Origin of the sequence: Streptosporangium sp. NPDC049078 (genome assembly GCF_040648855.1) — a bacterium.
Classification (GTDB): domain Bacteria; phylum Actinomycetota; class Actinomycetes; order Streptosporangiales; family Streptosporangiaceae; genus Streptosporangium.
This window is the reverse complement of sequence record NZ_JBEZEL010000011.1, coordinates 20,781-43,807: the sequence shown is the minus strand read 5'-3', so window position 1 is coordinate 43,807 and position 23,027 is coordinate 20,781. Positions and strand designations below refer to the sequence as shown.

At 68.3% G+C, this 23,027-nt stretch carries 22 protein-coding genes; 4 read left to right on the top strand and 18 right to left on the bottom strand.

Features of this window, described 5'->3' with window-relative positions; all coding sequences use genetic code 11:
* Nucleotides 1-45: 45 nt before the first annotated feature.
* Together AB0B90_RS19800 and AB0B90_RS19795 are read left to right on the top strand one after the other, a co-directional pair.
* Nucleotides 46-732: a response regulator transcription factor gene (locus AB0B90_RS19800; RefSeq protein ID WP_362923902.1), complete on the top strand. Its 687-nt coding sequence runs from the start codon at nucleotides 46-48 to the stop codon at nucleotides 730-732.
* The gene (locus AB0B90_RS19795) at nucleotides 729-2,504 is read left to right on the top strand and encodes an ATP-binding protein (RefSeq protein WP_350942660.1); all 1,776 of its coding nucleotides are present in this window, start codon (nucleotides 729-731) and stop codon (nucleotides 2,502-2,504) included. Before AB0B90_RS19800 ends, AB0B90_RS19795 begins: the two co-directional genes overlap by 4 nt.
* 90 nt (nucleotides 2,505-2,594) lie before the next feature.
* On the opposite strand, the gene AB0B90_RS19790 is transcribed toward AB0B90_RS19795, so the two are convergent.
* From AB0B90_RS19790 to AB0B90_RS19780, 3 genes are all read right to left on the bottom strand, one after another.
* Nucleotides 2,595-3,083, bottom strand: a complete 489-nt coding sequence (locus AB0B90_RS19790) for a hypothetical protein (RefSeq protein ID WP_362923900.1) — start codon at nucleotides 3,081-3,083, stop codon at nucleotides 2,595-2,597.
* A 453-nt stretch (nucleotides 3,084-3,536) separates the two neighbouring features.
* Nucleotides 3,537-3,953, bottom strand: coding sequence for a PIN domain-containing protein (locus AB0B90_RS19785; protein ID WP_350942656.1), 417 nt, complete (start codon nucleotides 3,951-3,953; stop codon nucleotides 3,537-3,539).
* A complete protein-coding gene (locus AB0B90_RS19780) occupies nucleotides 3,929-4,240 on the bottom strand; it encodes a hypothetical protein (RefSeq protein WP_350942654.1) in 312 nt (103 codons plus the stop codon). Before AB0B90_RS19780 ends, AB0B90_RS19785 begins: the two co-directional genes overlap by 25 nt.
* Nucleotides 4,241-4,551: 311 nt before the next feature.
* On the opposite strand from AB0B90_RS19780, the gene AB0B90_RS19775 reads away from it, so the two are divergent.
* The gene (locus AB0B90_RS19775) at nucleotides 4,552-5,469 is read left to right on the top strand and encodes a hypothetical protein (protein ID WP_362923897.1); all 918 of its coding nucleotides are present in this window, start codon (nucleotides 4,552-4,554) and stop codon (nucleotides 5,467-5,469) included.
* 321 nt (nucleotides 5,470-5,790) lie between these two features.
* Here the strand turns inward: AB0B90_RS19775 and AB0B90_RS19770 are convergent, their stop codons facing one another.
* The 3 genes from AB0B90_RS19770 to msrA form a co-directional block, all read right to left on the bottom strand.
* Nucleotides 5,791-6,090, bottom strand: coding sequence for a helix-turn-helix transcriptional regulator (locus tag AB0B90_RS19770; protein WP_350942651.1), 300 nt, complete (start codon nucleotides 6,088-6,090; stop codon nucleotides 5,791-5,793).
* Nucleotides 6,087-6,443 (bottom strand): type II toxin-antitoxin system RelE/ParE family toxin, encoded by a 357-nt coding sequence (locus AB0B90_RS19765; RefSeq protein WP_362923895.1) that lies wholly within the window; start codon nucleotides 6,441-6,443, stop codon nucleotides 6,087-6,089. Before AB0B90_RS19765 ends, AB0B90_RS19770 begins: the two co-directional genes overlap by 4 nt.
* A gap of 164 nt (nucleotides 6,444-6,607) precedes the next feature.
* Nucleotides 6,608-7,297: a peptide-methionine (S)-S-oxide reductase MsrA gene (gene msrA / locus AB0B90_RS19760; protein WP_350942647.1), complete on the bottom strand. Its 690-nt coding sequence runs from the start codon at nucleotides 7,295-7,297 to the stop codon at nucleotides 6,608-6,610.
* Between the two features lie 136 nt (nucleotides 7,298-7,433).
* Between msrA and rarD the strand changes: the two genes are divergently transcribed.
* Entirely contained in the window at nucleotides 7,434-8,384 is a 951-nt protein-coding gene (gene rarD / locus AB0B90_RS19755) for an EamA family transporter RarD (RefSeq protein WP_350942646.1), read from the top strand.
* A gap of 10 nt (nucleotides 8,385-8,394) precedes the next feature.
* On the opposite strand, the gene AB0B90_RS19750 is transcribed toward rarD, so the two are convergent.
* From AB0B90_RS19750 to nuoE, 12 genes are all read right to left on the bottom strand, one after another.
* A complete protein-coding gene (locus AB0B90_RS19750) occupies nucleotides 8,395-8,796 on the bottom strand; it encodes a MarR family transcriptional regulator (RefSeq protein WP_350942644.1) in 402 nt (133 codons plus the stop codon).
* Between the two features lie 357 nt (nucleotides 8,797-9,153).
* Nucleotides 9,154-10,149: a polyprenyl synthetase family protein gene (locus AB0B90_RS19745; protein ID WP_350942642.1), complete on the bottom strand. Its 996-nt coding sequence runs from the start codon at nucleotides 10,147-10,149 to the stop codon at nucleotides 9,154-9,156.
* A gap of 14 nt (nucleotides 10,150-10,163) precedes the next feature.
* On the bottom strand, nucleotides 10,164-11,714 hold the full coding sequence (gene nuoN / locus AB0B90_RS19740) for an NADH-quinone oxidoreductase subunit NuoN (RefSeq protein WP_350942640.1): 1,551 nt from the start codon (nucleotides 11,712-11,714) through the stop codon (nucleotides 10,164-10,166).
* The gene (locus tag AB0B90_RS19735) at nucleotides 11,711-13,321 is read right to left on the bottom strand and encodes an NADH-quinone oxidoreductase subunit M (protein ID WP_350942638.1); all 1,611 of its coding nucleotides are present in this window, start codon (nucleotides 13,319-13,321) and stop codon (nucleotides 11,711-11,713) included. Before AB0B90_RS19735 ends, nuoN begins: the two co-directional genes overlap by 4 nt.
* Nucleotides 13,321-15,183 (bottom strand): NADH-quinone oxidoreductase subunit L, encoded by a 1,863-nt coding sequence (nuoL, locus tag AB0B90_RS19730; protein ID WP_362924197.1) that lies wholly within the window; start codon nucleotides 15,181-15,183, stop codon nucleotides 13,321-13,323. Before nuoL ends, AB0B90_RS19735 begins: the two co-directional genes overlap by 1 nt.
* A gap of 66 nt (nucleotides 15,184-15,249) precedes the next feature.
* On the bottom strand, nucleotides 15,250-15,546 hold the full coding sequence (gene nuoK / locus AB0B90_RS19725; RefSeq protein ID WP_350942636.1) for an NADH-quinone oxidoreductase subunit NuoK: 297 nt from the start codon (nucleotides 15,544-15,546) through the stop codon (nucleotides 15,250-15,252).
* Nucleotides 15,543-16,376 carry an NADH-quinone oxidoreductase subunit J gene (locus AB0B90_RS19720; RefSeq protein WP_350942635.1) on the bottom strand — a complete coding sequence of 278 codons (834 nt, stop codon included), beginning with the start codon at nucleotides 16,374-16,376 and terminating at the stop codon, nucleotides 15,543-15,545. Before AB0B90_RS19720 ends, nuoK begins: the two co-directional genes overlap by 4 nt.
* Nucleotides 16,369-16,884 carry an NADH-quinone oxidoreductase subunit NuoI gene (gene nuoI, locus AB0B90_RS19715; protein ID WP_350942633.1) on the bottom strand — a complete coding sequence of 172 codons (516 nt, stop codon included), beginning with the start codon at nucleotides 16,882-16,884 and terminating at the stop codon, nucleotides 16,369-16,371. Before nuoI ends, AB0B90_RS19720 begins: the two co-directional genes overlap by 8 nt.
* On the bottom strand, nucleotides 16,871-18,220 hold the full coding sequence (gene nuoH / locus AB0B90_RS19710; protein WP_362896821.1) for an NADH-quinone oxidoreductase subunit NuoH: 1,350 nt from the start codon (nucleotides 18,218-18,220) through the stop codon (nucleotides 16,871-16,873). The genes nuoI and nuoH overlap by 14 nt, the downstream gene beginning before the upstream one ends.
* Nucleotides 18,220-20,829, bottom strand: coding sequence for an NADH-quinone oxidoreductase subunit G (locus tag AB0B90_RS19705; protein ID WP_362923891.1), 2,610 nt, complete (start codon nucleotides 20,827-20,829; stop codon nucleotides 18,220-18,222). Before AB0B90_RS19705 ends, nuoH begins: the two co-directional genes overlap by 1 nt.
* 67 nt (nucleotides 20,830-20,896) lie before the next feature.
* The gene (gene nuoF / locus AB0B90_RS19700) at nucleotides 20,897-22,183 is read right to left on the bottom strand and encodes an NADH-quinone oxidoreductase subunit NuoF (protein ID WP_350942628.1); all 1,287 of its coding nucleotides are present in this window, start codon (nucleotides 22,181-22,183) and stop codon (nucleotides 20,897-20,899) included.
* A 130-nt stretch (nucleotides 22,184-22,313) separates the two neighbouring features.
* Entirely contained in the window at nucleotides 22,314-22,976 is a 663-nt protein-coding gene (gene nuoE, locus AB0B90_RS19695; protein ID WP_350943545.1) for an NADH-quinone oxidoreductase subunit NuoE, read from the bottom strand.
* Nucleotides 22,977-23,027 lie beyond the last annotated feature (51 nt).

Below are 23,027 nucleotides of genomic sequence, written 5' to 3'. Positions count from 1 at the left end.
ATGCAGATCCCATATGCACCCCTGGCATGCGCATAACCTCAGGCCATGTGCGCGTACGTACTGGTCGCCGAGGACGACCCCAAGCAGGCCGAACTGCTCAGGCGGTATCTGGAGCGGGAGGGCCACGAGGTCCTCGTCGTGCACGACGGGCGTTCCGCGATCGACGAGGCCAGGCGGGCGGATCCCGGCCTCGTGGTGCTCGACGTGATGATGCCGAAGGTCGACGGGCTGGACGTCTGCCGGGTGCTACGTGCCGAGTCCGACCTGCCGATCCTGATGCTGACCGCCAGGTCCACCGAGGACGACCTGTTGCTGGGGCTCGACCTCGGCGCCGACGACTACGTGGCCAAGCCGTACAGCCCTCGTGAGCTGATGGCCCGCGTGCGAACGCTGCTGCGCCGTGCCGGCAGGTCCCAGGACGCCGACCGGCGGCTGTTCCAGGCGGGCGATCTCGTCGTGGACCCGATCAGGCACACCGTCACCGCGGCGGGCACGCCGGTGGAGTGTACGCTCGCGGAGTTCCGGATCATCGAGACGCTGGCCGCCGAGCCGGAACGGGTGTTCACCAGGAAGCAGTTGCTGGAGCGTGTCCACGGCTTCGACAGGTTCATCACCGAACGCACGGTCGACGTGCACGTGATGAACCTGCGCAGGAAGATCGAGCCTGATCCGCGCCGCCCGGTCCGGTTGCTGACCGTGTACGGCGTCGGCTACAAGCTGACCCACGCATGAGGTCGCTGTTCGTCAGGCTGCTCACGAGTTCGGCCGTCGTGGCGGTCTGCTCGATCAGCGCGACGGCGTGGCTGGCCGCGAGCAGCACCTCCGGCGCCATCCAGCGCGAGCAGGGGCAGACGCTGGCCAGCGACGCCCAGATCAACAACAACCTGCTCGGCTACGCCTCCCGCCATCCGGACTGGTCGGGCGTCGCCGCCACCGTACGTGATCTCGCCGCCCGGCACAGCCGTCGCATCGCGTTGACCACCGAGAAGGGCACCCTCATCGCGGACTCGGCGACCGCCGGGACCCCACTGCCCTCCAGGGTGTCGGCCGTCGTCGACCCGCTGGCCGTGGACGTGACCCTGGTGCCCGGGGCGGCCAGGGACCGGATCGATCCACGCGCGGTGGGTCCTTTCCTGCTGCCCGCCTCCGAGCGCGCCCGGCTGGTCAAGGCCGTCGACAACTACGCCATCTGTGCCGGCCGTGTCAGACAGACCGTACAGATGACCGTCTCGAACACCGGCCGGCCCGTCGTGACGACGACCGCCATGGAGGCCGACCAGGAGCCACGCCCGGTGCCGCGCGAGTTCCCCGTGCTGAGGGACGTCTGCGACGCCACTCCCTTCAGCGCGCCGACGCGCACCGAGAAGGCCGCGTTGAAACAGCTCAACCACCTGGTCGGCAGATGCCTCAAAGGCAAGAGCAAGGAACGGGGCTCGGTCGGCCTCGACTTCGCCTGGGTTTCCAAGGAGAGGCGGCCTCCTGACGCGGAACCCGAACAGACGATCTCGTCCTGCATCGTCACCGCCCGCAAGGAGCAACTCGATCCCTACGTCGCCCCCGCGGCCTACCTGTACATCGGCTCCCCCACCGAGGCCACCGGCCAGCGCTTCCCGCTCCCCTCGATCGCCGGCGCCGCCCTCCTCGTGCTCGTGCTGACCGTGGGTGTGAGCGTCATGGCGGCCCGGCGCCTGGTCATGCCCGTCAACGCGCTCACCCACGCCGCGCGACGGATGCGTGACGGGGACAGCTCCGCCCGCGTCACCGTCAGGACGACCGGCGAGATCAACGAGCTCGCCACGGCGTTCAACGAGATGTCGGAACACCTTCAGCGCATGGAGGAGCAGCGCAAGGCCATGGTCAGCGACGTCTCCCACGAGCTGCGGACCCCGCTGAGCAACCTCAGGGGGTGGCTGGAGGCGGCCCAGGACGGCGTCGCCGAGCTCGACCCGGCGCTGATCGCCTCACTGGTCGAGGAGATCCTGCTGTTGCAGCACATCGTCGACGACCTTCAGGAACTCGCCCTCGCCGACGCGGGCAAACTCCGTCTGCACGTCGAACCCGTTCACCTCGGCGACCTTCTCGACCAGGTGGCCACCGCTCACCGAAGCCGGGCAGAGGCCGCGGGGCTCACCCTGACCACCACCGTCATCGGCGACCCCTCGCTGACCGCGGATCCGGTACGGCTCCGTCAGGCCGTCGGCAACCTGGTCACCAACTCCCTACGCTACACGCCACCCGGCGGGCACATCACGCTGTGCGCCCGCCAGGACGGCGACCGGGTCGTCATCGAGGTGACCGACACGGGGGTCGGGATCCGCGCCGAGTATCTCCCCCACGTCTTCGACAGGTTCTGGCGAGCCGAGAAGTCCCGCAACCGGCGGACCGGGGGCAGCGGACTCGGGCTCGCCATCGTGCGCAACCTGGCCGAGGCGCACGGCGGCACGGCCACGGCCACCAGCGTGCCAGGCGTCCGCACGACGTTCACCCTGCGCCTTCCTGCGTAGCGAGCCCCGAACCAGGCGGGCGGCCACTCCTGGCACGATTCAGCCTCACCAGGTGGCCGAGACGCAGGGTATGTGTACGCGCCTCTTGGCTCATGACCATCCCCTGTAAACGATCATCTGGTCAGCCCCACGAGTGTCCTTCCTGGAGAGGAACAGCAGGATCGTCGCGGCGACGTAGAGGAGCCAGACCACGATCGCCAGCCAGGCGGCCAGGTGCGAGTATCGCTCCAGGATTTCATCGGCCCGGAAAACCGACGTCAACCACAGGATGAAACAGAGCAGCGTGTACGGTACGAGGCCCACCGTCATGGCGGCCCGCGTGCCCGGCGTCCCGCCTCGTCGCCATGCCAGAGCCGCCAGCGCCAGCGTGATCGCCCCTAGCATGGCGTAGGAGTACAGAAGCGTCTGGGCCTTGTCCAGCGCGAACTCGGTGTAGAAGCTCACCCCGTCACCGCCCTTCTCCTGTCTCTCCGACTCCGCCGCAAGGCCGGGCAGAAGAGCGAGGCCGACTCCCACGACCACCAGCTCGCACAGGCAAGCCGCCAGCAGGCACATGGAAGCACGTCCCGGAACCTTCAATCCCGCCCTCCCTCATCGCCGCCTTCTCCTGGGACCATGGCGGAACCTGCTTGCGAGGCGCTTGTGGGTCACAAGGAAATCCCGCCGAACCCTGATCGCGAACACGTCTCGAAACCAGGGCTTCGGCGTAGTGAGGATTCACCCGTTTGCTTGATCGGGGTTCCGGCGCACGCTCGGAGAGTGGGTGCGAGCCGTACGAGCGCGATCCAGAGGATTACTCCTCTGCGGGAATCAGGCCTGTCTGGCAGGCGGCCCACTCGGACGGGTCACCTGGCTTGACGTTGGTGCCGTCGATGCCGCGGTGGCCGTCCGAGGACCTTGGACAGGTGCTGCCGGCCACGCCCGGATGGAGTACGGCCGGTGAAATCCAGGTCAGGCCTCGCCGGAGGTCAGGCCGACGGGGCAGCTCACACTGGTGCCGGCCACCGTGCACTGCCAAGTGGCCGGTGGGCCTCAGACTCCGATGACCTTGACGGTTTTTCCGCAGAGCTTGTACATGTCGTCCTCGTCGGAGGTGAGGACGATCACCGGCTTGACCGCACGCAAGGCGGTGGCAGCCACCACGGCATCGATGGCGTACTTGTGACCGTGCAGCCGAGCCTCGCGAAGAAGCTCGATCGCCCGCACACAGATGTCCTCGGTCACCGGCTCGACCTTCAGCCGGGACAGATGCCATGTGAGGCGATCATTCTTCACTCGGACGTCCTGAGCCTCGATCGGCGTCATCGCGCTGACGACGACTCGGAAGTCGTTGTCCTGGGCCTCGCGCACGATCGCGGTCACCCTCTGATCGGCCTCGCACCACCTGACGAGGCCTTCGCAGTCGAGGACCACGGTGCCCGCGCTCAGCTTGCTTCGTGTGCGCGCCATCCGCCCTCTTCCTGGAGCTCGGGTGCGGATTTCACGCTGCGAAACAGCTCCGCCGCCTCATCGCGCAATCCTTGCGGAATCGGCCCACAGGCGGTCTCGTTCGCCTGAAGTGCCTCCTCCAGGAGATCCCGCTCGATCTGACGTTCAACCGCGGCATCGACATAGGCGGAGAACCCGCGCGCTCCAACGCGTTCCCTGACCGCCCGGATGTTCCCCGCGCGCAAGGAGACACTCACCTTGGCCGCCGGGCCGTCCCCCGGGGCGAACTCCCGCTCAGGCACACTCATGCAGTCAGTTTACTACTTCAAGTAGCAAATGGCTGGGAAGTTCACCACTCACTTGGATCGAGCGGTCGAGCTCTACTCCTCTGCGGGAACCAAGCCCCTCCGGCAAACGTCCCACTCGGATGGATCACCTGGATTGACGTTGGTGCCGCAGTAACGTTCAGTGCATTTGCACCATGAGGGAACCCTCCGCGAGAGTCTCCGGCCACGAACCGACGCCGGGTAGCCGACGACCTTCGCAAATTGTGTGCCCGGCAGGCGCTTCCGCCCCCTGGGCTGGTCACCTGTCCGCGCCCTGTGTCAGAGTGACCGGCATGCTCGCGATCACCGTACTGACAGAGGACGGTCACCGGCACGTCCGGGCAAGCGCTGGGAAACTCGCCGAACTGGTCAACCGGCTGGGCGGTCAGAACGATAGGTTCCTGGTTATCCAGCGGATTCCCGACCTACCCGAAGTCTTCATCCAGGTATGGCACGAGGATGAAGGCGACTATGAGCTGGAACACCGCGACGGGGCATCCGACCGGCACTTCCAGGCGGTAGTCGACAGGCCCGAGTCGGTGATCGCGGCCATGACCCGCTGGGCTTGCCGTGAAGACGAATGGGGCTCCGGCCTGAATTGGACCCCGCTGGACCTGGGCCTCCCCGAACCTCCACCGTCTCTCGAACTTGACGAGGACGAGCGCAAGGAGCTCGATGCGCGCATCCGTGAAGTGATCGTGGGCGGTTACGCGACACGGGCACAACTGGCCGAGATCGCACAGGACTATCTCGTGTCAGGAGACCGCCGACCGGTCTCTCCCGAACAGGCACGCCGGTTAGTGGACCGAATGTGGCTGGAGCGCGTCGAGGAGCAAGCCTCCTGGAAGGGGGAGACGGACCCGGAACGGCTCAGCCGGGCCTTCACCGCCCTGGAAGCCACAGGCATCACGGCGAGGGAGAACTTCGCCTGCTGCCGTACTTGCGGTCAGGCGGAGATCGCAGCGACAGGCTCACCGGATGCCCGCGGCTATGTCTACTTCCACAGCCAGTGCACGGACTCGGCCACAGCCGGCCACGGGCTGGCACTCCTGTACGGCGGATTCGACTGTTCATCGGATACGACGGCGTCCATCGGCCGAGAGACCGTAGCCGCACTCCAGGAGACCGGCCTTTCGGTGGAGTGGAACGGCGATCCCCTGCAGACCATCACTGTTGTCCCTCTCGACTGGCGCAAACGCCTCATCGGCTAAGGCACGTCCTGCAGTAAAGATCGCCATCGGGGACGTCGACAGCCCAGACCGTCGTGGGATGAGCCTGGGCCAGGCTACGTGTCAGGTCAGGTCACGCCTCACCGGCCATGAGGCCGAAGAGGCAGGTGTCCCGGCACCGACCTGAGTCCGCACGAGAGTCTCCCGCTGCCGTGCTCACTTCTCCGAGTCCGTCAGGCCCGTCTGGCAGCTGGCCCACTCAGATGGGTCACCTAGCTTGACGCTGGTGCCACCAACGCTGCAGTAACCCGCGAGGTGTCGGCAGCATGACGACAGGTTTCCTGTCGGCGTTGAGGCCTCGGCTCAAGCAGCGGGAGCCCGTGGTGTAAAGCGAACCTCGACATCCGCGTCCAGGGCACGCGCCAGACGTTCCAGAACCGGCAACGTGGGAATGGTCCCGCCCGCCTCGAAGCGCGCCACGGCCGACTGTGTCATGCCTGCCGCACGAGCCAGGTCGTTCTGACTCCAGCCTCGCCCCTCACGCATCCCCCGGACCGTCTTACCCAGTTCGTAGGCGAGACGTGTGGCCTCATAAGCCTCAGCCGCGCCCGGCTCGGTCATCCGACGATCTCTGAGCTCTCGCCAGCTCCCCTGCTCGCTCATGCTGTTTCTTCCTCCTCGTCGATGGTGTGCGCCAGTTCGACACAGCGACGCATGGCTCGCCGAGCCCGCTCAACTTCACGGTCATCACGCATCCGCGTCTTGTGAAACACGGTCAAGAGCACGATCCGGCGATGAGGTGCGATCCAGTAGGTGATGCGCATGGCGAACTCGTCAAGGTGAAACCGGAGCTCACGTAGCTTGCCGTCAAGCTGCTTCGTGTAGGGCTCCCCCAGCAGGGGCCCTTCCGCCGCAAGCAGATCAACATAGAAAGCCGCCCTCGCGAACGATGCCGCAGGTAGACCTTCAAGCCACTTCTGAACTTCCGGTTCCAGTTCTACGGTACCCCAGCTCATAGCGTTGATGCTATGGCCACACCTTCGTCGCACTCTGCTTTCAACTGAACACAGCCGCCTACCGAAGGAGCATCTTCGCCGAGGAAGACGGCGAAACCGGACGATCAACGAATACGGCTCACGCCCACAAGATGAGCGGAAGCCGTATGAGTGGACCCCGGAGGCTACTCCTCGGTCGGGACCAGACCCGTCTGGCAGGCGCCCCACTGGGACGGGTCACCCAGCTTGACGTTGGTGCCGCCGATGCCGCAGTAGCCGCCGGGGTTCTTGTAGAGGTACTGCTGGTGATACTCCTCGGCAAGGTAGTAGGCACCCGCCGGGGCGATCTCGGTGGTGATGGGGCCGTAGCCCGACTCGGTGAGCACCTGCTGGTAGGCGTCACGCGAGGTGAGAGCCGACTTCTCCTGCTCGGGGGAGTTGAAGTAGATCGCCGAGCGATACTGCGTGCCGACGTCGTTGCCCTGGCGCATGCCCTGGGTGGGGTTGTGCGCCTCCCAGAAGACGCGCAGCAGCTCCTCGTACGACACCTTGGAGGGGTCGAAGACGACGCGGACGAGCTCGGTGTGACCGGTCTGGCCGCTGCAGACCTCCTCGTACGTCGGGTTCTGGGTGTAACCACCCGCGTATCCGACCGAGGTGGAGATCACGCCCGGGGTCTGCCAGAAGATGCGCTCGGCGCCCCAGAAACAGCCGAGGCCGAAGTCGGCGATCTCGCTTCCCTCGGGGTACGGCGGGGCGAGCGGGGCGTCGAGGACGGCGTGCCGGCCGGGCACCATGATCGGTGTGGGGCGGCCGGGGAGCGCGTTCTCCGGGGACACCATCGTCGTCTTGTCCTTGCCGAACAACCAGCCCATTGTGAACCTCCTCCTGACACGTTCTCACCAGGAGGCAACCACGGGCCACCCCTCCGTGTTCCCGTAAGGATCTCTTAACAGATAGAAAAGCACTACTAAATTGCGGTAAATAAAGTAAGGGGCGAAGATGGGCTACATGCCTGAAACGCGCCGGGGAGTTCTGTACGGCATCGCCGCCTACAGCATGTGGGGACTGTTCCCGCTGTACTGGCCGCTCCTGAAGCCCTCCACCGCCCTGGAGATCCTCGCTCACCGTATCGCGTGGTCTCTCGTCGCCGTGGTCGCCATTCTGGCGGTACGACGCCACTGGTCCTGGTTCCGCGCGCTCCTGCGCACTCCGCGGAAGCTCGGCCTCCTCGTCCTGGCGGCGGCGATCATCACGGTCAACTGGGGCCTCTACATCTACGCCGTCAACAGCGGCAACGTGGTCGAAGGAGCGCTCGGCTACTTCATCAACCCGCTGGTCAGCGTGCTCTTCGGGGTGTTCCTGCTGAAGGAGCGGCTGCGAAGGTGGCAGTGGGTCGCGGTGGGACTGGGCACGGTGGCGGTGGTCATCCTCGCCTTCGACTACGGGCGGCCGCCGTGGATCGCGCTCGTGCTGGCCGCGAGCTTCGGCACGTACGGGCTGGTCAAGAAGACCGCCGGGGTGGGCGCGGCGGAGAGCATGACGGTCGAGACGCTGGTGCTGCTGCTGCCCGCGCTGGGCTACCTCGTCTACCTGGAGCAGCAGGGGACGAGCACGTTCGGCAACGTGGGAGCGGGCCACGCGTTGCTGCTGGCGGGGGCGGGTGTGGTCACCGCCGTCCCGCTGCTCTGCTTCACCGCCTCCGCGATCCGGATACCGCTCACCACGATCGGCCTGCTGCAGTACATCGCCCCGCTGCTGCAGTTCCTGTGCGGTGTGTTCGTCATGCGGGAGGTCATGCCGCCCAGTCGCTGGCTGGGATTCTGCGTCATCTGGCTGGCGCTGTCGGTCTTCACCTGGGACAGCCTCAGGGCGGCCGCCCGGTCCCGCCGGACGGTCGCGGAATCCGTCCCGGCACGAGAGCCCGGGAGTGTGGAAAGCGTGGAAACCGTGCCACGGTGACCGGGGACGGTCAGGAGCCGCGTACCGCGAGGACGAGCGGGCTGAGCTCCGGGTCGACGTCGGCCTGTTCCAGGGCCGCGGCGAGCGAGCGCTCGTAGGTGGGCGTGGCCCCCGCCAGGCGGGTGCGCCCCTCGTCGGTGATCACCGAGTAGACGCCGCGACGGTCGTCCGAGCAGAGGTCACGCCGGGTCATTCCGGCCGATTCGAGGCGGGCGACAAGGCGGGTGACCGAGCTCTGGTTGAGTCCCACCGCCTCGGCGAGCTCCTGCATGCGCATGCAGCCGCCGGGAGCGGTGGCGAGCCGTCCCAGTGCGCGGTACTCCGACAGGCCGAGGCCGTGCCCGCGCTGGAGTGCCTTGGTCAACTCCGCCTCCACGCGAGCGTGCAAGAGGGCGAAACGGTCCCACGACATGGTGATTCCTCCTGGGGTGTTCCATCGGCAGGAGTCTACATGCACGTACATTATTTGCTTTCATCTGCAAGCAATATCGTGGAAGAGACACGAAAAAAGCTCGGCCGAGCCAGCCGATGATCATGCCTGCGGTGGCCCACCCGAACGTTTCACGAGGCGGTCACGCGGGGCGGATGACCATGCCCGCGACAGCGGGCCCGGACGTTTCACGACGTGGTCGCGCGGGGCGGGTGACGGGCCCCGACGGGGTCAGGGCCGGGCGGACAACTCCCCCACGTGGTCAGGACCAGGCCGAACGGCTCCCCGGCAGGTGCCGGGCGGCGGGACCGTGCCCCGGCCCGCACGACGGGCCGGGCGTCAGCCGGACCGCTCCACCACGTAGTCGCACAGTGCCAGGTAGGCGGCGCGGGCCGGGATGTCGGGAAGGCCGTTGAGCGCCTCGCGGGCGCGGTCGGCCCAGGCGAGCAGCTCGGCGCGGGCACGCTCCATCGCGGGGTCGGCGCGGAGCAGGCGCAGGGCCTCCTCGATGTCCTCCTCCGCCACCGGACCGGCCAGCAGCTCGCGCAGGCGGGCGTTCTCGGGAGCGTCCGAGGCGAGGACGTAGAGCACCGGCAGGGTCCGGATGCCCTCGCGCAGGTCGGTTCCTGGCGTCTTGCCCGACTCGCCCGTCTCGGCGGCGACGTCGAGCAGGTCGTCGCCGAGCTGCCAGGCGACCCCGATCGCCTCGCAGGCCCGGGTCACACGCTCGATGATCTCGGGCGAGGCACCGCTGAGCATCGCGCCGAACCGGCCGCCGGTGGCCACCAGCGAGCCGGTCTTGTCGGCCAGCACCCCGATGTAGTGGGCCACCGGGTCGTCACCGGGGCGAGGACCGATGGTCTCGCGAATCTGGCCGCGCACCAGGCGGGAGAACGTCTGGGCCTGGATCCTGATGATGTCGGAGCCGAGGTCCGCGAGGATCTCCGACGCCTGGGCGAACAGGTAGTCGCCGGTCAGGATGGCCACGGTGTTGTTCCAGCGGGCGTTCACCGAGGCGGAACCCCTGCGGACCGAGGCCTCGTCCATCACGTCGTCGTGATAGAGCGTCGCCAGGTGGGTCAGCTCGATCACCACGGCTCCCGGCACCACGCCCGCGGACTCCGGTGAGCCGAACTGGGCGGCGAGCAGGACCAGCATCGCCCGGAACCTCTTGCCGCCGGCCTCGATGAGGTGCTTGGACGCCTCCGTGACGAAGGCGTCCTCGCTCTGCACCGAGGACCGCAGCAGCTTCTCGACCTCCGCCAGTCCGGTAGCGAGGTCCTGCGCCAGCCGTTCGTCGACAAGCGGGAGATCAACAACCGGTGGCGCAGCCATGAAACGTTACTCCTCTAGCGAATGAACAGCGCGGACGCAGCCTTGTCCGCGAGATCGAGCACCGGCTGCGGGAAGACTCCGAGCACTACCGTAGCCGCTGCCGCGAGAGCGACCACCGCCGAGGTGCCCACCGTGGGAGCCGCGATGGACGGCCCGTCGGCGGAGGGCTCGCTGAAGAACATCAGCACGATGACGCGGACGTAGAAGAACGCCGCGATCGCCGAACTGACCACACCCACGACGACCAGCGGCAGCGCGTCACCGGCGACCGCCGCCGAGAAAACGGCGTACTTGCCGAAGAAACCGCTGGTGAGCGGGATGCCGGCGAAGGCGAGCAGGAAGAAGGCGAAGATGCCCGCGAGCACCGGGGCGCGCTTGCCCAGACCGGCCCACCGGGACAGGTGCCCGGCCTCGCCTCCCGCGTCGCGGACCATGGTGACGACCGCGAAGGCGCCGACCGTGGTGAAGCCGTACGCGGCCAGGTAGAACAGGATCGCCGACAGGGCCTGCGCGTTCTGCTCGGCGGCGCCGACCGCGACGACGCCGGTGAGCAGGAAGCCGGCGTGCGCGATCGAGGAGTAGGCGAGCATCCGCTTGATCTCGGTCTGGGTGATCGCCAGGATCGCGCCGACGATCATCGTCAGGATCGCGACGCCCCACATGACCGGCTTCCAGTTCCACTCAAGACCCCCCAGAGCCACCCAGAAGACTCTGAGGACGGCACCGAAGGCCGCGACGAGCACGGTGGAGGCCATCAGGGCGGTGACCGCGGTGGGCGCGCCCTGGTAGACGTCAGGCTTCCACGCCTGGAACGGCGCGGCTCCGATCTTGAAGAGCAGGCCGATGCCGAGCATCGCGGTACCGATCAGCAGCAACGTCTCCTGGCCGCTGACCGCGCTGAGCGAGTCGCTGATGGCCCGCAGGTCCACCGATCCGGCGTAGCCGTAGACCAGGGCCATCCCGTACAGGAAGAAGGCCGAGGAGAACGCGCCGAGCAGGAAGTACTTGACCGACGCCTCCTGCGAGAGCAGGCGGCGACGACGGGCCAGGCCACAGAGCAGGTACAGCGGCAGGGACAGGACCTCAAGCGCGACGAACATGACCAGCAGGTCGTTGGAGGCGGCGAAGAGCAGCATGCCGCCGACCGAGAACAGCAGCAGCGGATAGACCTCGGTCTGGGCGTGGCCGCTGAGGATCGCCTCCTCCTCGTCGGGGCTTCCCGGCACCGCCGCCGCCTGCGCGACGAACTGGTCCTCGTCGTTGATCAGGAGCGTGCTGACCAGGGCGAGAACGAGGATGATGCCCCAGATGAACAGGGAGGGCCCGTCCACCGCGATGGAGCCCATCGCCGCCGGGGTGTCCGGCAGGCCGTTGACGGCGTTGAGCACCGTCATGAGGAACGCCCCGAGCAGGGCGAGCAGCGTGAGCGGCATGTGGATCGACTTGCGCAGGTAGCGGGGCGCGAACGCCTCGATCAGCACGCCGAGGATGGCGGCACCGAAGACGAGCAGCAGCGGCGAGAGCAACGCGTACTCGATCATCGGGGCTTTGATGGTGTCGTTCACTCCCCGGCCCCCTTCTGGTCTGCCACGGCGGGGTTGGGCTGGTCGATCTTGACGCTGGTGAGCGTCTTGTCCACCGCGGGATTGATCACGTCGAGCACCGGCTTGGGATAGAAGCCCAGGATGAGGAGCACCGCGATCAGCGGAGCCACCACGTACATCTCACGCCGGTTGAGGTCGGGCATGGCGTAGGTCTTCTTCGGGGAGTCGGCCGTGACCTGCGCGGATCCTTCCTCCGAGGAGACCGGCTCCTTCGGGGAGGAGGCGGCCACGGCGTACGCCGGGTTCGGAGCACCGGTCATCATGCGCTGGTACATCCACAGGATGTAGACGGCCGCGAGGACGACGCCGCTCGTCGCGATGATCGCCGGGATCGGGTAACGCTCGTAGGTGCCGACCAGGACCATGAACTCGCTGACGAACGTGGACAGACCCGGCAGGGAGAGCCCGGAAAGACCGGCGATCAGGAAGGTGCCCGCGAGCAGCGGGGCGACCTTCTGCACGCCTCCGTAGTCGGCGATCTGACTGGAACCCCGGCGGTAGATCAGGAATCCGGCGATGAGGAACAGCGCGCCGGTCGAGAAGCCGTGGTTCACCATGTAGAGGGTGGCGCCCGCGCCCGCGTGCGCGGTCATCGCGAAGACGCCCAGCGCGATGAAGCCGAAGTGCGAGATCGAGGTGTAGGCGATCAGGCGCTTCATGTCGGTCTGGCCGATCGCCACGATCGCGCCGTAGACGATGCCCACGACCGCGAGCACGATCACCAGCGGGGTGAAGAACTTCGACGCCTCGGGGAACAGCTCCAGGCAGAAGCGGAGCATCCCGTACGTACCGACCTTGTCCAGCACGCCCACCAGCAGCACCGCGGCACCGGCGGGGGCCTGCGCGGCGGCGTCGGGCAGCCAGGTGTGGAACGGCCACAGCGGCGCCTTCACCGCGAACGCGATGAAGAAGCCCGCGAAGAGCCACTTCTGCGTGGTCGGGTCCTGAACGACCCCGATCAGGTCGGGGAACATGAAGGTGTTCTTCTGGGCGACCACGTAGAGCGCGATCACCGCGACCAGCATGAGCAGGCCACCGAAGAGCGAGTACAGCAGGAACTTCACGGCCGCGTAGGACCGCTGCGCCCCGCCGTACGACCCGATCATGAAGTACATCGGGATGAGCATGGCTTCGAAGAAGACGTAGAACAGGAAGACGTCGGTCGCCGCGAAGACGCCGATCATCATCGCTTCCAGCACCAGCAGCAGCGCGAAGTAGGTCTTCACCGACCGCTTGGGCGGTGCCGCGGCCCCCGAGCCGTCGGCGTCGTGCCAGGAGGCGAGGATCACGATCGGCACCAGCACCGCCGACAGCGCGATCAGCACCAGGGCGATGCCGTCGACGCCGACGCCGTAGTGGACGCCGAAGCTCGGGATCCACTCGTAGACCTCGGCGAACTGGAACCGCGTCCCGGACGGGCTGAACTGGGCCGCGATGGCGCCGGTGAGCAGCAGCACGACGAGCGAGACCACCAGGGCCAGCAGCTTGGCGAGCTTGTCACTCTTGACAAGGGAGACACCCACCGCGCCCAGCAGGGGCACGGCTATCAGGGTCGAGAGCCAGGGCATCACATGTTCCCTACGTAGAGCAGCGCGCCAACGACCACGGCGGCACCGAAGAGGATGGACAACGCGTAGGACCGCACGTAGCCGGTCTGGATGCGGCGCAGCCGCCCGGAGGTCCCGCCGATCCCCGCCGCCAGGCCGTTGACCAGGCCGTCGATGCCGCGGTTGTCGAAGAACACCGCGATGCGGGCCAGCCACTGGCCGGGGCGCATGAACAGCGCCTCGTTCAGCGCGTCGCCGTACAGGTCACGGCGGGCGAAGGTGGTGACGAACGAGCCGCGCGGGGCGACCCGGGGAACCTCGGCGGCGCCGTAGCGGAACCAGGCGAGCACGACGCCGACGGCGACCAGCGCGAGCGTGGTCAGGCCGGGGACGCTGAAGGGGTGGAACCCGGGGAGCTTCTCGGGCAGTCCCACCGCGGGGGCGAGGAACCTCATGAGCCGGTTGTCCAGGATCATGAAGGCGCCCAGGACGATCGAGCCGATCGAGAGCAGGATGAGCGGCACGGTCATCACCGAGGGCGACTCGTGCGGGTGCGCGTCGTCGGCCCAGCGCTTCTTGCCGAAGAAGGTCATGAAGATCATCCGCGACATGTAGAAGCCGGTGATGCCCGCGCCCAGCACCGCGAGCCAGCCCAGGATCTGGTTGTGGTGCATCGCCGTCTCGATGATGCCGTCCTTGGTGAAGTAACCGGACAGCAGCGGGAAGCCGATGATCGCGAGGTAGCCGACGATGAAGGTGGCCGCGGTGACCTTCATCACCGAGAACAGGCCGCCGTACTTGCGCATGTCGACCTCGTCGTTCATGGCGTGCATCACCGAGCCCGCCCCGAGGAACATGTTGGCCTTGAAGAAGCCGTGCCCGATCAGGTGCGCGATGGCGAACGCGTAGCCGACGGGGCCGAGGCCCGCGCCGAGCATCATGTAGCCGATCTGCGACATCGTCGAGCCCGCGAGGCCCTTCTTGATGTCGTCCTTGGCGCAACCGATGATCGCACCGGCGAGCAGCGTGGCCACACCGACGATCGTCACGACGAGCTGCGCGGTCGGGGCCGCCTCGAAGAACGCGCCGGAGCGGACGACCAGGTAGACGCCCGCGGTGACCATGGTCGCGGCGTGGATGAGCGCCGAGACCGGGGTCGGGCCCTCCATCGCGTCCAGCAGCCACGACTGCAGCGGCAGCTGGGCCGACTTTCCGCAGGCGCCCAGGAGCAGCAGCAGGCCGATCGCGGTGATCGTGCCCTGCGAGACGCCGCCGGACTGGAGCGCCCCGTCCACGGTCTGGCCGGACAGCTCGCCGAAGGCGACCGTGCCGAACGTCGTGAAGATCGTGAAGATCGCGATCAGCAGGCCGAAGTCACCGACGCGGTTGACGATGAAGGCCTTCTTCGCCGCGGCCGCCGCCGAGGGCTTGAACTGCCAGAACCCGATGAGCAGGTACGAGGCGAGGCCCACGCCCTCCCATCCGATGAACAGGGCGACGTAGTTGTCGGCCAGCACCAGCAGGAGCATCGCCGCGACGAACAGGTTCAGGTACGCGAAGAACCTGCGCCGGTCCTGGTCGTGCGACATGTAGCCGATCGAGTAGATGTGGATCAGCGATCCCACACCGGTGATCAGCAGGGCGAAGCTGATCGACAGCGGGTCGATCAGCAGCCCCATGTCGGCGATGCCGGGGATGAACTGGTAGAGCGCGACGCCCTGGCGGCGCTGTGCTTCGGGCAGGCCGAGGATCTCGACGAAGGCGGCGACCGCCACCACGAAGGCGGCCAGGGACATCGCGACGCCGAGGAGGTGCCCCCAGCGGTCGGTGCGACGCCCGCCCAGCAACAGGACCGCGGCGCCGAGCAGCGGGAGGGCGATCATGAGCCAGGAGACTCCGATCACGCCCCCGGAATGCTGGATGATCTCAGCGGGTTCCACGGCCACCTCTTAGTACTTCAGCAGGTTGGCGTCGTCCACCGACGCGGACCTGCGGGTTCGGAAGATCATCACGATGATGGCGAGGCCGACGACGACCTCGGCCGCGGCCACCACCATCACGAAGAACGCGATGATCTGGCCGTCCAGGTTGCCATGCTGTCTGGCGAAGGTGACGAACGCGAGGTTGCAGGCGTTGAGCATGAGCTCCACGCACATGAACACCACGATCGCGTTGCGCCGCACCAGCACACCGACGGCGCCGATCGCGAACAGCAGCGCGGAGAGCACCAGATAGTGAGTCGTCACTTGCCGTCCTCCTGCTGGAGTGCCGCGTCCCTCACATGGACGGGCTCGTCGCCCGAGTCGGAGTCACGGCCCTGCGCCGCCTCCTTCTCCAGGACCTGCTTGATGAGCGCCGCCTTCTCCGGGTCGGTCGGCTCGAAGCCCTCCGCGACCTGCCGGGCGAGCACCCGGTTGACGGACTTCTCCGAGACCGTGCCGTCGGGCAGCAGGGCCGGCATGTCGATCGCGTTGTGCAGCGCGTAGGTGCCCGGCCCCGGCAGCGGCGAGGGCTGCGGGCCGGCGAAGCGGGCGCGGGCCAGGTCACGCTGGGTGGCCTTGGGCCGGATGCGCTCGCGGTGCGCCAGCACCATCGCGCCGAGCGCGGCGGTGATCAGCAGCGCCGAGGTGACCTCGAAGGCGAAGACGTATCTGGTGAAGATGAGCTCCGCCAGACCGGGCACGTTGCCGCCCGCCGCCTGCACGGCCGCGTCGAGGCCGACGGGCGGGGCGTAGACGGCGTTGCCGACGCCCAGGGCGAGCAGCACCGCGAAGCTCAGGCCCGCGACGGACGCCCACAGGCGCTGTCCCCTGATCGTCTCGACCAGCGAGTCGGCGGAGTCGACGCCGACGAGCATCAGGACGAACAGGAAGAGCATCATGACCGCGCCGGTGTAGACGATGATCTGCACCGCGGCGAGGAAGGGGGCCTCCTGGACGGCGTACAGCACGGCGAGCGACAGCATGACGACGCCCAGCATCAGCGCCGAGTAGACCGCCCTGCGGCTGAAGACGAGCCCGAGGGCGGCCCCCACCGAGACGACCGCGAGAACCCAGAACGTGATGGTCTCACCCATTGTTGCGTCCCAGCCGGTAGTAGTCCTCTTCGTTCTCGCCGAGACGCATGGGGTGCGGCGGGATCTCCATGCCGGGACCGAGCGGCGCGAGCAGCATCTCCTTGGTGTAGATCAGGCTCTCACGGCTGGTGTCGGCGAGGTCGTACTCGTTGGTCATCGTGAGCGCCCGTGTCGGGCACGCCTCGATGCACAGGCCGCACAGGATGCACCGCAGATAGTTGATCTGGTAGGTGCGCCCGTAGCGCTCACCCGGCGAGAACCGCTCCTCGTCGGTGTTGTCCGCGCCCTCGACGAAGATCGCGTCGGCCGGGCACGCCCAGGCGCACAGCTCGCAGCCGACGCACTTCTCCAGGCCGTCGGGCCAGCGGTTGAGCTGGTGCCGGCCGTGGAAGCGCGGCGCCGTGGGCCGCTGCTCCTCGGGATAGTTGACCGTCTCGACCTTCTTGAACATCGTGTGGAAGGTCACGCCGAACCCCTTGATGGGGTTCAGCCAATCAGTTGCTCCCACTGGGAACCTCCTTGCGCGCTACACCGTGGTAGTGCGGCAGGTCGAGCGGCGGCACCGGGAAGCCACCCGCGGACGGCTCGGCTTGGAGTTGCTCGAACTCGGCCTCGACCTGGGCGGCCTTGGCCTCCTTGCGCTTCTGCAGCACGCTGTCGAAGCGCCACCAGATCCCGAGGCAGGCGATCATCACGACCGCGGCCAGGATGAGCACGAGCGAGCGGTCGGTGCCCTCCAGCTGCAGGGCCCGCACCGTGGCGACGAGCATGATCCAGGCCAGGTTGACCGGGATGAGGATCTTCCAGCCGAGGGCCATCAGCTGGTCGTACCTGACGCGCGGCAGCGAGGCCCGGCACCAGACGAAGAAGGAGAAGACCAGCACCATCTTGAGGAAGAACCACAGCAGCGGCCACCAGCCGGTGTTGGCCCCGTCCCACATCGAGATCGGCCACGGGGCCCGCCAGCCGCCCATGAACAGGGTGATGGAGACCGCGGAGACCACGAAGACGTTGACGTACTCGGCGAGCATGATGACCGCGAACTTCAACGAGTTGGAGTATTCGGTCTGGAAGCCGCCGACCAGCTCGCCCTCACCCTCGGGCAGGTCGAAGGGGACCCGGTTCGTCTCGCCCAGCATCGTGATGATGTAGATCAGGAAGGACGGGATCAGCAGGACCATGTACCAGGAGGGCATCGGGATCTCCAGGCCGAAGAGCGGGAACACCCCGCCCGACGCCTGCTTCGCGACGATCTCCGAGGTGGAGAGGGTCCCGGCGAACAGGAAGACACCCACGAACGACAGGCCCATCGCGATCTCGTACGAGACCACCTGGGCGCTGGCCCGCAGTCCGCCGAGCATCGAGTAGGGGGAGCGCGAGCCCCAGCCCGCCAGCACGATGCCGTACACGCCGATCGAGGCCATCGCGAGCACCAGCAGCACCGCGACCGGCAGGTCGGTGAGCTGCAGCGGCGTCTGCACCCCGAACATCGAGACCATCGGGCCCATCGGGATGACGGAGAAGGCCATGAAGGCCGGGACCGCCAGGACGACCGGGGCGATGAAGTAGATCACCTTGTCGACGGTCCTGGGCATCAGGTCTTCCTTCAGCCCCATCTTGAGACCGTCGGCCACCGACTGGAGCAACCCGAACTTGCCCGCCCGGTTGGGGCCGTACCGGTTCTGCATGCGGGAGATGAGCTTGCGCTCGAACCACACGCCGAACAACACGCCCAGCATCAGGACGATGAAGATGACGACGGCCTTGATGATGCTGATCCAGAGCGGGTCCTTGCCGAAGTCGGCGAGGGTCGGATCGGCCGCTAGAAGAGTCCGGGCATTCATTACCGCTCCTCGTTGGCTTCGCCGGCGGCACGTGCCTCGCCGGCCGTGGTGCCGGTGGCACGCTCGTCGGGTCCGGTGCCCGCGACGGTGCTCGCCGAGCCCGGCGTGACCGGGCTCGCCGCGGCGGGCGCGACGGCGGCGTCTCCTGCAGGCACGACTTCAGGCACGACGCCTGGCGAGGAGGCGCCGATCCTGACGACGTCACCGGCGACGGCGCGCAGGTCCCGGGTGACCGAGCGGCCCGCGGAGTTGGCGGGCAGCCACACCACCCGGTCGGGCAGGTCCGCGATCCGGAAGGGCAGGCTCAGCGAGCCGCGCTCGCCGGTGACGACGATCTCGCCGCCGTCGACCAGGCCGGACTCGGCCGCGGTCGACTCCGACACCAGCGCGTACGCCGGACGGGCGGTGCCCGCCAGGTACGGCTCTCCGGCCTGCAGGCGACCGTCGTCGAGCAGCAGGTGCCAGCTCGCCAGGACGGCCTCTCCCGCGGCCGGCCTGGCCGCGGTCCGGCCGGTCGCGTCGAGGGCCATGTCGGGAGCCGCGGCCCTGGGGCCGCGCCACGCGCCGATCGCGCCGAGCTCGCGGCGGGCGGCGGCCGGGTCGGGCAGGCCGAGGTGCACGTCCATCGCGTCGGCGATGGCGGAGACGACCCGCAGGTCGCTCATGATCCCCGGAACCGGGATCGCCTCGGCGAAGGTGCGCCCGCGTCCCTCCCAGTCGACGAAGGTGCCCGACTTCTCGGCCACCACGGCGACGGGGAGCACCACGTCGGCGCGGTCGGTGACCGCGCTGGCGCGCTGCTCCAGGCTCACGATGAACGGGGTGTTCTCCAGGGCGAGCAGTGCGGCCTGCGGCGCCGGCAGGTCGTAGGGGTCGACACCGGCGACGACGAGGGCGTCGATCTGGCCGTCGAGCGCCGCCGCCAGCATGGCGGTGGTGTCGCGGCCCTCCCCCTCGGGCAGGGAGGCGACGTTCCAGGCCCTCGCCACCTCGGCGCGAGCGGTCTCGTCGCCGACCGGGCGGCCGATCGGCAGCAGGTTCGGCAGCGCACCGGCCTCGATCGCCCCGCGCTCACCGGCGCGGCGCGGGATCCAGGCCAGCCGGGCGCCGGTGGAGTCGGCGAGCCGCAGCAGCGCCGAGAGCGCGCCCGGCACGGTGGCGAGCCGCTCACCGGCGAGGATGATCGCGCCCGGCTGCCTGATCGCCTCGGCGGCGATCGCGTCCACCGCGGCCAGGTCGTCCAGCACTGCGGTCTCGGTGCCCGGCACCGCCGGGATGAGGGTGCCGCCCATCTTCGCGAGGCCGGGACCGGCGAACGGGGCGACCGAGAAGACCTTCAGGCCCTTCTTCCGTGCCGCCTTGCGCAGGCGCAGGAAGACGATCGGCGACTCCTCGTCGGGTTCGAACCCGGCCAGGAGCACCGCGGGCGCCTTCTCCAGGTCGGCGTAGCGGACCTCGATGCCCCGGCCGGCGACGGCGTGCGCCAGGAAGCGCGCCTCCTCCTCGGAGTGCGGCCTGGCGCGGAAGTCGACGTCGTTCGTGCCGAGGGCGATCCGGGCGAACTTCGCGTACCCATACGCCTCCTCGACGGTGAGGCGACCGCCGACCAGCACGCCCGCGCGTCCGCGTGCCGCGGACAGGCCCTTGGCGGCCGCGGCGAACGCCTCGGGCCAGGAGGCGGGGACCAGGCGTCCCTCCTCGTCACGGACGAGGGGGGTCTTCAGCCGGTCGGGCTGGGTGGCGTAGGTGAAGGCCCAGCGACCCTTGTCGCAGTTCCACTCCTCGTTCACCTCGGGGTCGTCCCCGGCGAGGCGGCGGGTGACCTTGCCGCGCCGGTGGTCGGTGCGCAGCGAGCAGCCGCTCGCGCAGTGCTCGCAGGCGCTGGGCGTGGAGACCAGGTCGAACGGGCGGGCCTGGAAGCGGTACGCGGCACCGGTCAGCGCGCCCACCGGGCAGATCTGCACGGTGTTGCCGGAGAAGTAGGACTCGAACGGGCGGCCGTCGGCGGTGGCGACCTGCTCCTTGGCGCCGCGCTCGAAGAAGTCGATGAGCGGGTCGCCGGCGATCTCGTCGGAGAAGCGGATGCAGCGCGCGCACTGGACGCAGCGCTCGCGGTCGAGCAGCACCTCGGAGGAGAGCGCGACCGGCTTCTCGAAGATCCGCTTCTTCTCGACGAAGCGGCTCTCGCCCTGGCCGTTGGACATCGCCTGGTTCTGCAGCGGGCACTCGCCGCCCTTGTCGCAGACCGGGCAGTCGAGCGGGTGGTTCAGGAGCAGCAGCTCCATCACGCCGCGCTGCGCCTTCTCGGCGACCGGGGAGGTGAGCTGGGTCTGCACGACCATGCCCTCGGCGACCTCGATCGCGCAGGAGGGCTGCGGCTTGGGGAAGCCGCGGCCGTTGCCGGCGTCGGGGATGTCCACCAGGCACTGGCGGCAGTTGGCGGCCGGTTCGAGCAGCGGGTGGTCGCAGAACCGGGGGATCTGGATGCCGAGCAGTTCGGCGGCCCGGATGATGAGCGTGCCCTTCGGGACGCTCACCTGGAAGCCGTCGATGGTGACGGTGACCAGGTTCACCGGCGCCTGCTGCTCCGGGGTGGTTTCGACGGTCATGGCGTCTCCTCCGTCGGCCTGGTGACCGAGACGGTGCTGTGCTTGCCGGTTGCCTGGATCCGCGCGCTCACTGGGCACCCCACACCGTGGACGGGGCGTGATCGAACGGGCAGCCGCCGATCTCGAAGTGCTTGAGGTATTCGTCGCGGAAGTGCTTCACCGACGAGTGGATGGGGCTGGTGGCACCGTCGCCCAGGGCGCAGAAGGAGCGTCCCAGGATGTTGTCGGCGATGTCGGTGATCGTGGTCAGGTCCTCTTCGGTGCCCTGACCCTTCTCCAGCCGCTTGAGCACCTGCTTGAGCCAGAAGGTGCCCTCCCGGCAGGGGGTGCACTTGCCGCACGACTCGTGCGCGTAGAACTCCGTCCAGCGGAGCACCGCGCGCACCACGCAGGTGGTCTCGTCGAAGATCTGCAGGGCCCGGGTGCCGAGCATCGAGCCCTTCGCCCCGACGGACTCGAAGTCCAGCGGGACGTCGAGGTGCTCGTCGGTGAAGATCGGGGTGCTCGACCCGCCGGGGGTCCAGAACTTGAGCCGGTGTCCCTCGCGGATGCCGCCGGACATCTCCAGCAGCTCGCGCAGCGTGATGCCGAGCGGGGCCTCGTACTGGCCGGGCCTGGTCACGTGGCCGCTCAGCGAGAAGATGCCGAAGCCCTTGGACTTCTCCGTGCCCATCCCGGCGAACCAGTCGGCGCCGTTGGCGATGATGGAGGGAACACTCGCGACCGACTCGACGTTGTTGACGACGGTCGGCGAGGCGTACAGGCCCGCCACGGCGGGGAAGGGGGGCTTGAGCCGAGGTTGGCCGCGATAGCCCTCCAGCGAGTCGAGCAGCGCCGTCTCCTCGCCGCAGATGTAGGCGCCGGCGCCGCTGTGCACGACCAGCTCCAAGTCGAAGCCGGAGCCGAACAGGTCGGTGCCGAGGTGGCCCTTGGCGTACGCCTCGGCCACGGCCGCCTGCAGGCGGCGCACCACGTGCAGCACCTCGCCGCGCACGTAGATGAAGGCGTGGTTGGCCCGGATCGCGTACGCGGTGATGATGACGCCCTCGACGAGCGCGTGCGGGTTCGCCATCATCAGCGGGATGTCCTTGCACGTGCCCGGCTCGGACTCGTCGGCGTTCACCACCAGATAGTGCGGCTTGCCGTCCCCCTGGGGGATGAAGCCCCACTTCATGCCGGTGGGGAAGCCCGCGCCGCCTCGGCCGCGCAGTCCGGAGTCCTTGACGGCCTGGATGACGGCGTCGGGGTCCATGCCCAGCGCCTTCTTGGCCGCCGAGTAGTCGCCGTAGCCCTCCAGGGTGAAGGAGTTGGGCTGGTCCCAGTTCGCGGTGAGAACCGGGGTGAGAGTGGTCACTTCGTCTCCTCGCCTGACAGCCCGTCGCTCCGTGACGAGGCCGCGCCGTGCCTGTCGGCACGCTCGTTACGCCCGCACACGCCGGTCTGACCGGCGCGTCCGCTCGTGGTGGCTCCGCTGCGTGTCACGCTCACGCCTCCGGAGCCTTCCATCCGTTCGCCTTCGCGATCTTCAGGCCCTCCAGGGAGGCGCCCTTCGCCGAGGGGCCGTCGCCGGCCAGGCCGTCGGGCAGGCCCGCGAGCACCCGGGAGGCCTCCTTGAACGTGCAGAGCTTCTTCGGACCCCGGGTCGGGGAGAGTTCCTTGCCGTCCCTGAGGTCGTCGACGAGCTGCTTGGCCGACGCCGGGGTCTGGTTGTCGAAGAACTCCCAGTTGACCATCATCACCGGGGCGAAGTCGCAGGCGGCGTTGCACTCCAGCCGCTCCAGCGAGACCTTGCCGTCGGGGGTCGTCTCGTCGTGGCCGATGCCGGTGTGCTCGGACAGCTCGTCCCAGATCTGGTCGCCGCCCATCACCGCGCAGAGCGTGTTGATGCACACGCCCACGTGGTACTGGCCCATCGGCCTGCGCTTGTACATCGTGTAGAAGGTGGAGACTCCGACGACCTCGGCCTTGCTCAGGCCGAGGATCTCGGCGCAGAACTCGTGGCCGTCGTCGGAGACGTAGCCGTCCTCGGACTGCACCAGGTGCAGCAGGGGCAGCAGGGCCGACCGCGGCTTCGGGTAGCGGCCGATGATCTCCTTGGCGTCGCGCTCCAGGCGCTCCCGCACTTCCGGCGCGTACCCCTTGGACACGGTCGCGCTCACCTCCTCGCCGCCCGCGCGGGCGGCCTCGTTCGAGGGCTC